We start from the raw sequence: 15,680 nt of genomic DNA on the forward strand, positions 1-15,680 counted from the left end.
GGTTGGCAGGAGGATCACGCGATCCACCGTTAGGGCGCCATGCACCGCCCCGCTGACACTGCGCATATTTTGCTCAGGGAGATGACAACCCGCCTCAGCTCGTCGTGCTTGGGTGATGAGGGGTCAGTGGCCGGTGGCCGGATTTCGCGGTACAGTCCGCACCCTGCAAACCGGCCCGCAACAAGCGTTCGTAGTTCCCCGTTTACGGGGTCGGCGGAGTCTCGGCGACCTCGTCGTCGCCCGCCAGTTCCCGTCGCGGGAAAAGCGCCTCGCAAAGGAACATCCCCGGGATCACCGCAAGCAGTCCGTAGCCGGTGCACTTGGCGATGAGGATGGCCCACGGCGGCACCGATTTCCACCAAGCCTTCCCGGAAACCCCGGGAGCAGCCGAAATGCCCCTCAAACCGCCGACGGAGTCGTCGCGGATGCGACCGAGAGTCATGGCAAGGAGCATCCATCTTTCGCCCAAGGCAACAAGCTCAGCGGAGGGATTTTCCTCTTGAAGCTCACGACTTCGGATACGGTTATCCACGTCTTCGAACTCGTTCTCCATCTCCGCCGCCCACTGATCGACATACTCGTTTCGGATGGGCGCGATCACATCGTGCGTGATGGCCTCGAATGCGCGAATCTGCTGAATCTGGCCGACCTCGGAATGATGAGTGAACCTCATGTGTATCCTTCCCTTCAAACCGTCTACACTGGAGGAAACGGCTCTGACCCTCGACCGGAGCCAAAAACGTGGTCGCCAGCCACCCCCGTCTTCCTCCAGTTGGTCCTGGAGTGACGCAATGACCTCGTCGCTCCCGAGCTTGGAGCGAACTCGCTCCAAGTAGGTGATGCCGTCCGCGTGGTCGGGAACGATGCCCGCATAGACATCCAAGGATTGGACCTCATTGCCTTTTAAAAACCCGAGCACCAGAGCAAGCCCCGTTGACAGCCCCACCACCGGCGCGATCCACAGCAACACTTCCCAACGCCGAACGAGGCAAGCGGGTAGCCAGCGGTTCCGCACGGATTGCATCGTGTCGACGCTCGCCCGGCCTCTTCGGGTTGCCAAGCGCGAACCGCAAGCGCCCGCGCATGAGAACCATCTCGATGAGGACCGCCCGACGGAATCGGAGCGTCTCCGGACCCCGTGAACGGGGAACCACAAACCCCGGTCGCGAACACCGCACGAGGGGACCAACCCCGACGCTGCGTCGCTCTTACTTCGCCCCCTGCCAGGCCGCCTCCATCTCGTCGAGCGATGCGTCATCGAGTGAGCTGCCCGCATCCTTGAGCGCCTGCTCCATCGCGGCGAAGCGGGTTTCGAACTTCGAGTTCGCGTCAGCCAGCAATACCTCCGGGTCGAGCTTCCGGAAACGGGCGAGGTTCACCACGGAGAACAACAGGTCGCCGATCTCCTCGGCAGCGGCCTCAGGCGTCCCGGCGTCGGCGAATTCGTCGAGTTCCTCGCGGATCTTGTCGCGCACGCCGTCCTCGTCCGGCCAGTCGAAGCCGACCTTTGCCGCCTTCTTCTGCAGCTTCGCCGCCCGCAACAAGGCGGGCAGTCCTTTCCCGGTTCCATGCAGGTAGGGTTTCTCGCCGTCTCCCTTTTCCGCCCGCTTGATCTCATCCCACTGGCGAAGTACGGCATCCGACGTATCAGCACCGCTCGAAGCGAACACGTGCGGGTGGCGGCGGACAAGTTTCTCGCTGATACCGCGCGCGACCTCATCGAGATCGAAGGCGCCGTCTTCCGATGCCAGCTCGCTGTGGAAAACGACCTGCAACAGCAGATCGCCGAGCTCCTCCTTCAGGTGCTCGCGGTCGCCACGCTGGATCGTGTCGACCGTTTCATAGGTCTCCTCGATCAGGTTCGGGATCAGGCTTTCGTGCGTCTGCTCGGCATCCCAAGGGCATCCTCCGGGAGCACGCAGCCGGTGCATGATCGCACGCAGGCGTTCGAGCTGCCGCTCCTTCTCCCCGCATCCGATCATCTCCTCGTCGTTCATCACTTCCGTTTGGCCATTTCTTCCAGGATCCGGCGCTCTTCCGCCGTCAGGCTGCCGACGCCCTCGTCGCGCACCTTGTCGAGAATCCGGTCGACCTCGCTCTCCTGGTCGAGATCCACCGTCGTCCGCGGACGCACCTTGGCATCCTGCACACGGCGGCGTCTGAACTGCTTCGGCCGCACCACCTTGCGATCGATCTCGCTCTTCTTGCCGAGCAGTTGCGGCGCCTTCATCAACAGCAGACCCATCAACGCGCCTCCGAGATGGCCCGCCTCACCACCGCTGTTCCAGAAGATCTTCGCCTCGGGAAAGATCAGGCCGCCGAGAATGATCAGCATCGCGAGGCCGGCCAGCGCGAGGGCGAGCTGGCGAATCGTCAGCTCGACCGGAGGAATGAGCAATCGGACCCGGACCGCAGGGGCCAGCTGATAGATCGCGAACAGCAATCCGAAGACTCCCGCCGAAGCACCGACGAGCGGCGTGTAGATCGTCGCGCTGGGAAGCAGCCCGATCCCGAGCAGGATCGCGTAAAACACCGCCCCCGCCGCGCCACAGAGAAGGTAATAGGCAAGGAATCTGCGAGTGCCCCACCAGCGTTCGACGTGGGGTGCGAAGACAAAGATGCCGAGACAGTTGAAGGCGACGTGTCCGAGCGACGCGTGAAGGAACTGGAACGAGAGGAATTCCCAGATGTGTCCGTGGAAAATGCCGGTGGCCACCCGGAAGGCGCCGAACGGAACAAGCCCGCCGGGATTCGTCGGAGTCCGCATCAGCAGATCGAGCACGAAGATCCCGAGATTCAGGATCAGCAACCATTTCGTCACTACCGGCATCGGCGGCATCGCCCGGCGCCGCGCATCGTTTCTTGTGTAGTCCCGGTCATTGATTCCCATGGCCGGGATGTCGTTAGCACGGGCGGCGCGGACCGGCAAGGCACCCCCCGCGATCCGCCGCCGTCGACCCACAAAAAAGTCACTATCGGTGAAATGTATTTCGCGGTCGTTGCGTTAAAAGCCGCCCGTTCCCCCGCTTCACCCCATCATCCGATGAAACAAGCACACACCACCGCCCTGCCTGACATCGCTCAGGTTGAGACCGAACTGAGCTTCGAAGACCTTTGGGATTCGGCCGCCGTGTCCGATCTCATCCGCTCGAAGTCCAGCCTCGGCGAAACACCCGCGTTCCTCTTTCTGGGACGCCGGGAAGCCGAACTCCTCCGTGGCCACCTGGCCGCGGCTTTCGGCAGTGACGCCGTCACCTCGCTCAAAGGGACCTACTACATGGGTCTCGAAGTGATCGAGATCGACTGCGACACCTTCCTGCGGGCCGCCGGTCGCAAGACCGTCCGCACCCTGCAGGACCCGATCGCACGACGCCCCGACTGGCGCGACCGCGACTCGGACGCACTCTGGCAGTTCCGCCTGCGCTGATGGCAAGCTTTCAGGGCGGCCACCGCTTCAACGGTCCGTGGGATCGGGAGAGGCGTGGGCGGCCCGCCCCATCAGCAGGACAACGGACTTCAACCCGCATCCGGCACGACCGAGCGGGTTGAAGTTCGGGGTCCGACGGACGGATGCTGTGCCGGTTCTCCGCGAATCCGGGACAAATCCTGCCATATTTTCGGATGGGATTGTCTCCGCACAGGCATCGGGTTGATATGCCGATGCCATGAGCACTCCCACCCGTCACGAAAGCCTCGCCAAGTGGGTCGAGGAAATGACCGCCCTCTGCCAACCTGATGCCGTCGAATGGTGTGACGGCTCCCAGGAGGAATGGGACCGCCTGACGCAGCTTCTCTGCGACAAGGGCACCTTTACCCGACTGAATCCGGAGAAACGTCCGAATTCCTTCCTCGCACGTTCGACCCCGTCGGACGTCGCGCGCGTCGAAGACCGCACCTTCATCTGCTCGCGCCGCAAGGGCGCGGCCGGCTCCACCAACAACTGGATGGACCCGCACGAAATGAAGGCGCTTCTCAAGCCGAAGTTCAAAGGTTCGATGAAAGGGCGCACGATGTATGTGATCCCGTTCTGCATGGGTCCGCTCGACTCGCCGCTGGCAAAGATCGGCGTGCAGGTCAGCGACAGCGCCTACGTCGTGGTCAACATGCGCATCATGGCCCACATGGGCAAAAAGGTGCTCGACCGCCTCGAGGCCGAAGCCACCGGCGAGATCAACACCCACCGCGACGGCCACGGCCATTTCATCCCGTGCCTGCACTCGATCGGCGCGCCACTCGAACCCGGACAGGAAGACGTCGCGTGGCCGTGCAACGAGGACAAGTACATCAGCCACTTTCCCGACACCCGCGAGATCTGGTCGTATGGGTCCGGCTACGGCGGCAACGCGCTGCTCGGCAAGAAGTGCCTCGCCCTGCGCATCGCGTCGAACATCGCCCGCGAGCACGACTGGATGGCCGAGCACATGCTCATTCTCGGCCTCACCGCTCCATCCGGCGAGAAGACCTACGTCACCGCGGCCTTCCCGAGCGCCTGCGGCAAGACGAACCTGGCGATGATCGTTCCGCCGAAGTCGTACGCCGAGGCCGGCTGGAAAACGACGATCGTCGGCGACGACATCGCATGGCTGTGGCCGCACGAGGACGGCAAGCTGCACGCGATCAATCCCGAGACCGGCTACTTCGGTGTCGCACCCGGAACGTCCTACGACACGAACCCGATCGCGATGGATTCGATGACCGAGAACACCATCTTCACCAATGTCGCACTGACCGACGACGGCGACGTCTGGTGGGAAGGCCTGACCAAGGATCCGCCGGCCCACGTCATCGATTGGCAGGGCAACGACTGGACGCCCGCGGATGGTGAGGCCGGCAAGAAGGCCGCGCACCCGAACGCGCGCTTCACCGCCCCCGCCGCCCAATGTCCGACCATCGACCCCGAATGGCAGAACCCGGACGGCGTGCCGGTTTCCGCGGTCATCTTCGGTGGCCGCCGTCCGACCACCATGCCGCTTGTCTATCAGGCCTTTAACTGGTCGCACGGCGTTTATGTCGGTGCGACCATGGGCTCGGAAGTCACCGCCGCGGCGATCGGCCTGAAGGCCGGGGTGCGTCGCGACCCGATGGCGATGCTGCCGTTCTGCGGCTACAACATGGCCGAGTACTTCCACCACTGGCTCGACATGCGCGGGTTGGTGAAGCACCTGCCGCGTTTCTTCCACGTCAACTGGTTCCGCAAGGATGCCGAGGGCAATTTCCTGTGGCCCGGCTTCGGTGAGAACATGCGCGTTCTCGAGTGGATCGTGAACCGCTGCAACGGCAAGGTCGCCGGCCACGAAACGCCGATCGGCTGGACGCCCGAGTGGCAGGACTTCAATGCCGAAGGACTCGACGGCTTCGACAAGGAAACCTTCGCCGCCTGCATGGCCTACAATCCCGAAGAGTGGAAAGAGGAGATCCTCAGCCAGGGCGAGATGTTCCTGAAACTCTACGACCTGCTGCCGAAGGAAATCGTGTTCCAACGCGAACTCCTCGCCGCGCGCCTGGCGTAGTCTCCGGTTCGCGGGCTGCCCCCGTTCCTCGCGTCCTAAATGGGCGCATCCTTACCAGCCCGGCACGAAGTGCCGGGCTGACAAGCGGCCTCACTTGAGAACCGTCACGTGCCCGTAGAACGCCCGGGTCTGGCTGCCCAAAGGCGCGAGAACTTCCCACTCCCAGCGCCACCGGCCATCCGGCTGGAGGTTGTTGGAGATGAGCCGGAACTGCGAGGGATCCTCGTTCCAAATCTGCAGGTCGCTGGTCGAGCGGAGAATGACATCGGCCCCCTCGACATCCGCCGTGTGATAGACCAAGCGGATCAGCTCGGAACCCGGCGGACCCGCAACGGTGCTGAAGGCCACGCCCTGCCCCGCCGTGTTGTCGGGGACCCGGGGATCCGTCCCTTCGATGAACTCGCAGACGTCCGGGCAGCCGTCGCCATCGAAGTCTCCTTGGAAATTCTGCGAGGCCATCACCTCGATCTCCGCAGGAGTGAAATGCAGCTGCAGCCAGGTGATGAAGTCGTTCTTCGGAAGTCCCGTCATGACCAGCGATGGCAACGACGACAGCGAAGGATTGTCGCGCACCGTGAGGTCGAACTGGTAGGTTCCCGCGGTCTGCGGAACCACGCTTACCGCATCGCCTTCGGGGTAGATCAGGATCTGGTTCCCAACAAACCCGCTGCCGGGAGCAGCTCCGGGCGGTATGCAGTCGATCGGCACTTCCCATATATCCGACCAGTGGGCTCCTTGGCTCCCGCGGCTGGCGTGATATCCGCAACCGGTCAGCACCACGGGACCGCCCGCCGAACGCACACGGCCGACAACTACCGGATGCACGGGATCGCCATGGATGAACTCTCCGACAAACTGGCCGTCCTGCAAGACCACCACCCGGGCGTTCGGCACGCCAAGCGCCGAGAAGTCGACCTCGATCGGGACCGAGTCGCCGTCGCTGTCGACATCGATCGCACAGGTTCCCAGTGGCACTCCAGGCCCTCCGTTCGGATCGAAGCTGCCGCTGGCATCCATCGTGATTCTGCCGGCATTCGGTCCACCTCCGCCCGGGACATTCAGCCGGATCGGTATCGGTTGGAAGTTGAGTGAAACGTTCTCGGTCAGCTTGTCTTCGCCCCCCGAACCCCCGGTGCTGAAGCTCGCGGCGTGCTCGAGGTCGATGGACACTCCGTCCTGTCCGCTCGAGCCGATGTTCGAGATCACGAGCTGGTCGGGCGATGCACCGGGCTTCAGCCGCGCCTGTCCGAGGCCGAGATGCGGGTGGCCTCGGAAGTGGCATACATGGGTGGAGATGATTTTCACGTCCGGCAGGTTCGACGCCGTGATGAGGAAGTCCCAGTCGGTCTCCCGGTACTGCACGCACACCGCATCACCGCAATGGATGTGGAGGCTGGAGCACTGGACCGAAACTCCGCTCGACGCCGCGAAACTGACCGGCTCGCTGAAGCGCAGGTAAGGGCCAGGATCGGTCGCGCCGAGCGAGGTGACCAAGGGCGGATTCCAGCCGCATTCGCTGACCGAAAGGAACGGCCCGACGGTCGGCGTGCAGACTCCCAGGTCATCGCTCGGAAGGCTGAAGTCGCCGACCGCATTGCCAAAGGAATCGCGACACACGACCCGCACGACGATCGGAGGACTTTCGGGGCTCACCGAGCAGTGGCCGTTGTAGCGGAGCACGACGTCGTTGCGATCCTCGTCACTGGTTCCCGCGAGGTCTTCCATGACTCCGCAGCGCAGCACCGAGGAGGGATCGGCCAGCTCGATCGGCTCGAATTCAACCCGTACACCCTCTCCCTCCTGAAGGTCGATGCTCACCCCGTCCTGACCGCTGGATCCGAGGTTGGAAACCACCAGCCCGTCGGAGCCGTCGAGCACACCGTCGCGCAGGTCCGCCGAACCCCGCGACCGGTGCGACAGTCCGGTGCTCCAGTGCGGTCCGGTGAAGATCTCATCGACCGAGAGCCCGGTCCGACCGGTGAATCGCGCGGTGACGTCGTTCAGATCACCGACCTCCGGCAGCGCCGGATCCTCCGGAATGAGGATCACCTCGCGTGCCAGATAAGGCAGTCCGTCCGGAGCGATGACGAGCACCGGATCAACGAATGAGAAATTCAGGTAGGCAGGCCGGTTCAGGGGATTTCCCGGACTCGGAGCGGCGCCGAAGGTGCTGATCACCACGGGAGCGGCACCATCGACAAGGACCGGCGATCCGCCGGGAGGCGCGACGCCCTCATACAGCGGACTGCTCCCGGTATTTCCGGACTCTTCGTGAAGCGGCGTTTCCCGGATCTGAACCCGGGTCTGGGCACTGAGCTTGTACGGCCACTGCACCGATGTGAGCAGTTGGAATCCGTCGTGAACCACCTCGAGTTCGCCGATCGACTGATTCGGAAGCCCACCGGCGGTGCCGGAGGTGGAAACACGGAAAGTATCGCCCGGGTGAGCCATCAGCGCTCCGGAAACGGAAACACTCAGAGGCCGGTGCTGTCGCTTGCCGGTAGCGAGGCCGCTGGCGGCATCGCGCGGGCTGACGACAGCGGAAATCTCGTTGTCGGGCCAAGTCGCGGCCGGACAGGCGTTCCTCGAGATCTGGCAGGTTCCGTCGACGCAGCGGAAAGGCCGGTCATTTGGACAACCGATGACCGAGAGCCGGCAAGTACCATCCCAGCAGCGGAACACCGAACCATCATCACAGGACAGTAGCCGGCCATGCATGATCACCGAGGTCCGCCGGATCTCACACGCGGGCACATTGGCCACACCGCACGTGATGCGCGACAGACGCCCGAGCTCGACTCCGGTGCAAACCAGCCGGACCTGGTCACCGACAAGCGGCCCCCCGCCCCCGGCCGTCACCGAAACCGGGCTGGCGAAAGAAACCGACTGGCAGGGTCCGATGTAGATCGCGCCCCCCCCGCCGCCGCTCGACCGATAGGTACTGCAGGCAACCACGGGAGGCGGATCGATGCCCGGTTGGGTCGATGCGGCCTGCAACGAACCGATGTCCGCACCCGGCACCTCGCCGACAAGTATGGGGCCGTTGTAGACCTGAACGGCGGTCGTAGCCGGAGCGAGGGCCGAGCAATCGTAGGTGATGTCGAAGAACGAATCGACGGCGTGCCGCTGCACGGTGATGTCGAAATTCACCGACGAGTGGGGCGAGTTCGAAGCATCACCGGTCGTGGTGACGCGGATCGATCCGCCGGGCAGAATTGCGAGCGGCTCCCATTCCACCGTGCCGCCATGAGCGCCGGCGAGGTCGATCGAAACGCCGTCCTGACCGCTGGATCCAAGGTTGGAAACCGTAAGTCCGCCGGTGGGCGAGCGGCCGAACACGGCGCCGCCGCGCTCCTCGTGGACCAACCCCCAGCGGATGAACTGCGGCTGGTACATGTACCACCGCGAGTTGAAGGTGTCACCGCCGGCCACTCCCGCGAACGGGCTTCCCGGACCTCCCTGGAAGTCGATCCGGTACTCGATGTCGAAAAACGAATCGACGTTGAAGTTGCCACTCGGCAGCCGCGTCCGGGTGACCTGTCCGGGGCAGGGTGTGAGTCCGAGTCCGCTTCCGCACTGGATCCGTAGTAGATCAAAGTCGGGATCGCCCACGATCGTCAGCTCCAGGCTCACCATCTCGGTGTCGAACTGCTGCACGTCCTTTCCGGCAAACGGATTGGTTCCCGTGTCGATCACGCACCGGGCCCCGAGCGCCTTGTAGTAGTCGTAGCCCTTCTTGCCACCGAGCCCCTGCGCGGCGATCTCGACCGTGCAATCGAAGAGATTGCCGGCGCCGCCGGCCGGGTCGGGTCCGAGATCCACGAGGTCGCTGATCTGGACCCGGAACTCGAGCCCTTCACTCCCGGGCGGAAGCCCTCCTCCGGAGCTGGTGTCGAATTTCGCGGTCACCGGGCAGATCGTATGGAGCGTCGGCGGAAACACCGGCGCGCCGGTCGCCCACACCCAGACCGGTTGTTGCTCCGAGATGTGGCTCACCTCCCCGAGAATGAGGTCGCTCGTTTCATCCGTAAGGATTTCGAAGAAGCGCAGCGGATTCGGTGTTCCGCTGACCGCATTGGCCAGAATCTCGATCCGGTTACCGGTGAACGGGCCCGGAAGACCGGTTGGCGTGATCAGCACCGGCCGGTCGAACTCGGCGAAAAAGCACGGCAACTGGAAGGGCGGCGCGAGCTCGTTCTTGCCGCAGGCCGTGATCAGAGAGGCCTCACCCGGCACGTCATCGATCTCCGCCACCGGCGTCAAACCGCCAAGACCGACCGTCCCCTCGCCCACCAGAGCGTCGTCCTGATAGACTCGGACCAGGGCCGTGGGCGAACCGACCGAGCTGAAGTCCGCCAAGGCGACCCTTCCGCCACCGCCCGACCCGCTGCTGTCGGAGAGCCGGAGCTGGCCCAGCGGATTGCCGAAGGCATCGCGCGCATTCAGCCAGATCGATCCTCCCGAACCGCCGCCGGTCGGCTGGTAGGTGAAGATTTCCTCGATCTCGACCCGCACCGGGGGCCGGCCGTCGTCACCCAAATCGACCGATACCCCGTCCTGCCCGCTCGATCCGAGATTGGACACCCTGAGGCCTTCGAGCGCCCGCTTCGAATCGGCCTTGCTCAGACCTCCGCCGCCGAGCGCCCGCAGCCTCGGAGGTGAGCCCTCGCGGTCGTAAATCCGAACGCTGTTGTCATCGATCACGCATGACACCGACGAGCCGTGATCGACATGCCCGATCGTGTCGCAGCGGAGGGTCGCGCCGACGGGTACGAATCGCAGCTCGCTGCCGAGGAAGTCACCACCGGGAGTGCTGCAGAGTTTGGGCGAGGACTTGTCGAGCTCCTTGACGAAAACGAGATCTCCGGGCGTGCCGGCCCTGCACTGCCGGGCCGCGGTCTGAACGGTCGCGCCGTAGATCGGAGTCCGGCACACCGTGACGTCCCGGAGCTGGAAATCGCGGGCCGGCACACTGCACGCCACCGTCCCGGCAGGCGCGAAGGCGGATCCGACCAGCCGACCGTCGTGCCACACCTGGACCTGGGTGCCCACCGCGCCGAGCGGGCTGAAATCCGGAGTGACCTCAACGTTGCCACCGACGTTGGTGCAGGCGGCCTCGATCTTGTACTTGTAGAACTTATTGATCTCCAGATCCCGGACATGGACCGCGAGTGCGAGCGAGTCACCGTCGGTTGGCAGCTCCAAGCCATTCGAAGTCGGGCTGGCAAGGTAGCTCCAGTGGAGTTCGTCGTAGATCGGGTCGAGGGCCGGCGCGCCGAGCCGGATGACTCCGCCACCTCCACCTCCGCCAACCCCGGAGACGCGGATTCCGTCGGGTGCGCGCACGGCCCGGACATCACCCGTTACCTCGAAGGGCACGCCATTCGCCATCTTCAACGGCTGCTCGCAGCGGGCCGACTCGGTGACCTGGCCGCCGGTGGGAGGGATCGCGCCGCCGGGCGCCCCCTGGAAGTCGATGCGATACTCGATGTCGAAAAACGAATCGACCGCGAAGTCACTGCCGGGCGGCCCGAGCCGGGTCAGGGTCGTGCGACCCGGCGAGGGAAGTCCGAACTCCGAGCCGCCCTCGATCCGCAGCAGGTCGAAATCCGGGTCACCGAAGAGCTGCCCCTCGAGCCGGACCATGTCGCAGTCGTAGTCCTGGTTGTCAGCGCCCGGGCTTCCCGCGGCGGTATCGGTCACCACGGTCACCGGCACCGAGACCACGTGATGCAGACCGGAGTCGTTTTCAAATACGACAACCGCCGTACCGTCGCAGGTCTGTCGGCCGCCGCCGAGATTGCCTCCCGGACCGCTGCTCGTGACGGCGGTGCACCGGAGCGACTGGATCTCGACACGGATTCCTCCGGAGAGTGTCTTCAGCTCCTGCATTCCCTTGCGGACGCGGGTGCTGTTTCCGAACGGGGCATTCAGCACCGGAAAGGCGATGCTGCCGGTACCGTCGTCCGGCGCGATGACCGGTTCGACAGCGTGGAGGGGAGAGAACGAAACGAGGAACGCGGCAACGGCGCCCCCACGGAGGGTGCGGCTCAATTTCATGGATTTCAGGGGGTTAAGGTACAGACTGCACCGACCCTCCGAATGGTGTCACGCGGGAATTGCCCGATCGGCTTGCTTCCCCCGCTTCAGCGCGATTCAGCCTTCGTTCTTTGCTGCAGCGATCTTAAGCAACTTCTCCGCGGTGCCGTCCGGCTGCAATCCGCCGTCATAGGAGACCTTCGCCGGATCGCGACCGGTGATCGCGCGGTAAAACATCGCGCCGGTCAGGTAGGCTCCGGCTTTCGACGGGTGTGAATTGTCCGGACGGTGCAGGCTCGGCATGCCCTCCTCCTTACCATCTCCCGCATACCACGCGGCGAAGGCCTGCCCGACGGGAACGATCGAGACCTCCTTGCTGTAGTCCCAGGCATCCGGACGACGGACCAGATACTCATACCCCTTCGTCAGCGCTTCCTGCATCTTCTCCGGATCTCCGTCGAAATGCCGGAGGGTGTTGGCCTTGTCGTTGCCGGAGTGGCGGGCCCAGGTTTCGAACATCATCACGCGGGCCTGCGGCTGGGCCTTGAGGATCTTCGGGATCAGCACCGGGGCACCGCCCTCGAGGCGTTCGAGCGAACCCTTGTCGCCCTTCATCGCGAATGCCGGAAGCTGGCTCTGCTCCTGCAGCACGATCACATCCCACTTGCCCGAACCTTCCAGCAGCTTGGCGACCTTCGGATCCTTGGCGTGCTGTTCGAGGAATCGGCCGCCCGGGTTGTGCGTCACCAATTCCAACTTCACCTCCGGATCGGCATCGAGAAACGCCTTCACCTCCGCTTTCGTCTGGGCCGTATAGCTGTTCCCGATCATCAGCATCCGCAGCGGCTTCGGAGCGCCGAAGACGATGGCAGGCAGAAACAGAAGGCACAGGACGACACGAATCATGCCACTACTACTCCTCATCCTCCGCTGCCTGTTCAATGGTTTCCCGGAATCGGGCCATTCGATCAGGCGTCATTCCGGGCGGAGCCGGGTCCGCGTCTCGTCCGGCGCAGGGCATCGAAAGTTCCGGCGAGCAGCAACAGCGCGAGCACGACTGCCCCGATCACCAGAGCCCAGGCATAACCGGCCGGGCCGTTGACCGATACCGAGCCCCAGCCGTACATGATGTACGAGAAGTCACCGAAACTCACGATGCCGAAGTTGGCGGAACCGACTTGGAAAGTGAAGCTGTAGGTCGGCGTCTGGGCCGCCGCAGGCCCGGTCAGAAAGACCAGAAACAGAATCACCCGGAGTAACCGCCAACCTCTCACGCCCTGCCGGAATACACCCGAGGCGCGTTCCAATCCATTTCGAACTCACCGCAGCGAGTGGAACATCGACTTTGGACTCCACTTGTCCGTGAGGTTGCCGGTATCCAAGGGACATCGCCTGATAGGCACCCCAAAAAGCTCGCAGCGATGGATGAACCGGCCGACACACGAGATGGGATTCTGGAAATCTGGAAACAGTTCTTTCCCGATCACCCCGTGGATGCGGCTTCCCACTTCTTCGAGTTGGGAGGCGACTCCCTCGCAGCCATCAACCTTTGCCTCGCGGTGGAGCGGAAGACGGGCGGACTGGTGCCGATCGGCACCATCTACAAGGCACCCGTCCTCCGGGACTTCTCGGAAATGGTTTCCGGGTTCTCGTCGGAGACGAAGCGGCACATCGTCACGCCGCTGAGGACGGACGGCAGTCGACTCCCGCTGTTCGCCATCGCGCCGGCAGTCGGCGGCGTCTTCCACTACCACGACTTCGCGCGGCATCTCGATGCCGACCGACCGTGCTTTTGCCTCGAGCCGAGAATCTCTGCCGATGGCGGGCATGACTACTCCTCGGTCGGGGAAATCGCGGAGTGGGCGATCAAGTCGATCAAATCGATCCAGGCCGAGGGTCCTTACCACCTGTGCGGCTACTCCTTCGGCGGAACGGTCGCTTGGGAAATCGCGAAGCAGCTCAGAGCGGAAGGCAGCACGATCGCGCTGCTTCTGTCATTCGACTCGATGGCGATTGGCAACGGCTTCGCTCCGATCCGTCTGGAGAATGAATTCCTCGACAAGCTCCCTCCCCATCTCAAGCGGTATGCCCACTTCCGGGATACCTACAAACGCCATAGCTCACGGTTTCATTTCGGCCGGGTGCTTCCCCTGCTCGCAAGCGAGATCGGCGACCGTTTCGTGGATGCGTGGAAAGCCCTGAAGAAACGCCAGGCTGCCCGGAACGGCCCCGAAGATGCGGCGGTGATCGCCGTCCGAATTCAGGAGGACCTCAGTCGCGAGTACGACTACGGCAACTACGACGGCAGACTGATCCTGCTGAGGGCAAAAACCCAGTTGGCCTACTGGCGACACCTCGACTACGAACTCGGCTGGACCCACCGCCCCCTCGGCGGTCTTGAAATCATCGATGTGCCCGGATGCCACCGTACACTGATGCATGGGGAACCTGCCCAGGAGGTTGCCCGCCAGACGAGCCGGATCCTCAACGACCTGCCGGAGCAACAGGAAGTTCTCGAAGAGTTCGAAGACCTGCCAGCCTCCGCGGCTGGACTCCGCTCGCCGCTCGACCGGTTCCGTGAGGTCGTCGCGAGTTGCGGTGAACGTCCGGCGATGCTCGAAGACGGGGGGGGCACCAGCTACCGGGAACTCGACCGGATCTCGGACACCCTCGCAGCCCGGCTTCTCGATGTCCTCGACTCCGAGGCGGAAGGCGTTGCCGTTCACATGACGACCGGCCCCCTGATGTGCGCTGCGTTCCTCGCCGTGCTGAAGACAGGGCGTTACTACGTTCCCCTCGAGCCTGACCAACCGACGGAGCGAACCGGGTCCGTCCTCAACAATTCAAAAGCATCACTTCTGATCTCGGACGGACCCTTGCCGACCGAGTTGAAAAAGTGGGTCGATACCGCAGGGCCTCCCGTACTGCGGATCACCCGCGAGGACCTTCGCGAAACACTGGTCCCCCGGGGAGTCCAAATCGAAAGCTCAACCCCAGCCGTCATCCTCTACACCTCGGGATCCACCGGAGTCCCCAAAGGCGTGCTGCACACCCATCGGAGCGTCGCCGACATCGGACGCCGGCGGGGCACGGCCATCGGGTTGAAGGGGAGCGACCGCTACCTGAGCATCTACTCCGGAGCCTTCATGGGATTCCTGAACGGATTCTACGCGTCGATCCAGTTCGGCAGCTGCTTCTGCTTCTACCCGCTGCGGACCTTCGGCATCGATGTGCTGGCCAGCTGGCTGAACGCCAACCGGATCACCGTTTTCCACTCGGTCACGTCCGTCTACCGGCGCTTCGTCAACAGTCTGTCCGACACCTCGGTTCTCGGCACGATCCGTTGCGTGGTCCCCGGCGGCGAACCTTCCCGGATGAGCGATGTCGACGCTTTCAAGATACACTTCCGAAAAGGTACGGTATACTACTCGAACCTCGGCTCGTCGGAGGCCGGGTCGATCGCCTTCGATCCCATCGATCACGATACCGAGCTGAATGGTGAAATCCCGGTGGGGAAGCCGTTCGAGCATCTGGGTGTGACCATTCGTGATGAAGCCGGAAACCTCTGCCCGGACGGCCATGAGGGCGAGATCTGCCTGGGCGCCGGCGACGTCTTCTCCGGCTATTGGCAGGATCCCGGGAAGACCGCCGAGGCCTTCAGCGGGTCATCGGATGGTTCCCGGTTCTTCCGGAGTGGCGACTTCGGCGTTCTGCTTGAAGACGGCCGCCTGGTGAACCGGGGACGGAAGGATCACCAGATCAAGATCAACGGCTACCGGATCGAGATTCCCGAGGTGGAGAGCGCCTTGGTAGGACTCGACGAGGTCGAGGAGGCCGCGGTGGTCGCCCGCATCGATCCGGCGGCCCGCGACGACCTCAGGCTCTACGCGTTCTACAAACTCCACAAGGCCCATACGGACACCGGGAAGGAGACGATCCGCGAGCTGCTGCTCAAGCATCTGCCGACGCCGATGATTCCGAACTATCTGTTCGAGGTTTCCGAACTTCCCGTGAACCCGACGGGAAAAGTGGACCGCAAGCGACTGCGGGAAGTTCCGCAGGACGAGATTCCCGCGCATTTTGGCTAACGAAAGGCACAGGAGGGTCATTGGGATTCCTCAGGCTCACGCA

9 protein-coding genes are annotated in these 15,680 nt (G+C 63.7%); 3 read left to right on the forward strand and 6 right to left on the reverse strand.

The window, feature by feature from the left end; all coding sequences use genetic code 11:
• Nucleotides 1-202: 202 nt before the first annotated feature.
• The 3 genes from HAHE_RS04255 to HAHE_RS04265 all read right to left on the reverse strand — a co-directional run bounded on the left by HAHE_RS04255 (nucleotide 203) and on the right by HAHE_RS04265 (nucleotide 2,890).
• On the reverse strand, nucleotides 203-673 hold the full coding sequence (locus HAHE_RS04255; protein WP_338688869.1) for a hypothetical protein: 471 nt from the start codon (nucleotides 671-673) through the stop codon (nucleotides 203-205).
• A 535-nt stretch (nucleotides 674-1,208) separates the two neighbouring features.
• Complete coding sequence (gene mazG, locus HAHE_RS04260; protein ID WP_338688870.1) at nucleotides 1,209-1,997, reverse strand: nucleoside triphosphate pyrophosphohydrolase; 789 nt, start codon at nucleotides 1,995-1,997, stop codon at nucleotides 1,209-1,211.
• The gene (locus HAHE_RS04265) at nucleotides 1,997-2,890 is read right to left on the reverse strand and encodes a rhomboid family intramembrane serine protease (protein ID WP_338688871.1); all 894 of its coding nucleotides are present in this window, start codon (nucleotides 2,888-2,890) and stop codon (nucleotides 1,997-1,999) included. The genes mazG and HAHE_RS04265 overlap by 1 nt, the downstream gene beginning before the upstream one ends.
• Before the next feature lie 153 nt (nucleotides 2,891-3,043).
• Here HAHE_RS04265 and HAHE_RS04270 point away from each other — a divergent pair, with 153 nt between their 5' ends.
• On the forward strand, nucleotides 3,044-3,427 hold the full coding sequence (locus HAHE_RS04270) for a hypothetical protein (protein ID WP_338688873.1): 384 nt from the start codon (nucleotides 3,044-3,046) through the stop codon (nucleotides 3,425-3,427).
• A 238-nt stretch (nucleotides 3,428-3,665) separates the two neighbouring features.
• Nucleotides 3,666-5,510, forward strand: coding sequence for a phosphoenolpyruvate carboxykinase (GTP) (locus tag HAHE_RS04275; RefSeq protein ID WP_338688875.1), 1,845 nt, complete (start codon nucleotides 3,666-3,668; stop codon nucleotides 5,508-5,510).
• 90 nt (nucleotides 5,511-5,600) lie between these two features.
• Here HAHE_RS04275 and HAHE_RS04280 read toward each other — a convergent pair whose 3' ends face one another.
• The 3 genes from HAHE_RS04280 to HAHE_RS04290 all read right to left on the reverse strand — a co-directional run bounded on the left by HAHE_RS04280 (nucleotide 5,601) and on the right by HAHE_RS04290 (nucleotide 12,799).
• The gene (locus HAHE_RS04280; RefSeq protein ID WP_338688877.1) at nucleotides 5,601-11,570 is read right to left on the reverse strand and encodes a hypothetical protein; all 5,970 of its coding nucleotides are present in this window, start codon (nucleotides 11,568-11,570) and stop codon (nucleotides 5,601-5,603) included.
• A 96-nt stretch (nucleotides 11,571-11,666) separates the two neighbouring features.
• Nucleotides 11,667-12,455: a DUF4886 domain-containing protein gene (locus HAHE_RS04285; RefSeq protein ID WP_338688878.1), complete on the reverse strand. Its 789-nt coding sequence runs from the start codon at nucleotides 12,453-12,455 to the stop codon at nucleotides 11,667-11,669.
• Between the two features lie 62 nt (nucleotides 12,456-12,517).
• On the reverse strand, nucleotides 12,518-12,799 hold the full coding sequence (locus tag HAHE_RS04290) for a hypothetical protein (RefSeq protein WP_338688880.1): 282 nt from the start codon (nucleotides 12,797-12,799) through the stop codon (nucleotides 12,518-12,520).
• Between the two features lie 171 nt (nucleotides 12,800-12,970).
• On the opposite strand from HAHE_RS04290, the gene HAHE_RS04295 reads away from it, so the two are divergent.
• The gene (locus tag HAHE_RS04295; protein ID WP_338688882.1) at nucleotides 12,971-15,637 is read left to right on the forward strand and encodes an AMP-binding protein; all 2,667 of its coding nucleotides are present in this window, start codon (nucleotides 12,971-12,973) and stop codon (nucleotides 15,635-15,637) included.
• Nucleotides 15,638-15,680 lie beyond the last annotated feature (43 nt).

This window comes from Haloferula helveola (assembly GCF_037076345.1).
GTDB lineage: Bacteria > Verrucomicrobiota > Verrucomicrobiia > Verrucomicrobiales > Akkermansiaceae > Haloferula > Haloferula helveola.

What these genes read in the sequence shown, in the direction of transcription:
- HAHE_RS04255 (WP_338688869.1), bottom strand. Translation starts at nt 673, where the DNA reads ATGAGGTTCACTCATCATTCCGAGGTCGGCCAGATTCAGCAGATTCGC.
- mazG (WP_338688870.1), bottom strand. Translation starts at nt 1,997, where the DNA reads ATGAACGACGAGGAGATGATCGGATGCGGGGAGAAGGAGCGGCAGCTC.
- HAHE_RS04265 (WP_338688871.1), bottom strand. Translation starts at nt 2,890, where the DNA reads ATGGGAATCAATGACCGGGACTACACAAGAAACGATGCGCGGCGCCGG.
- HAHE_RS04270 (WP_338688873.1), top strand. Translation starts at nt 3,044, where the DNA reads ATGAAACAAGCACACACCACCGCCCTGCCTGACATCGCTCAGGTTGAG.
- HAHE_RS04275 (WP_338688875.1), top strand. Translation starts at nt 3,666, where the DNA reads ATGAGCACTCCCACCCGTCACGAAAGCCTCGCCAAGTGGGTCGAGGAA.
- HAHE_RS04280 (WP_338688877.1), bottom strand. Translation starts at nt 11,570, where the DNA reads ATGAAATTGAGCCGCACCCTCCGTGGGGGCGCCGTTGCCGCGTTCCTC.
- HAHE_RS04285 (WP_338688878.1), bottom strand. Translation starts at nt 12,455, where the DNA reads ATGATTCGTGTCGTCCTGTGCCTTCTGTTTCTGCCTGCCATCGTCTTC.
- HAHE_RS04295 (WP_338688882.1), top strand. Translation starts at nt 12,971, where the DNA reads ATGGATGAACCGGCCGACACACGAGATGGGATTCTGGAAATCTGGAAA.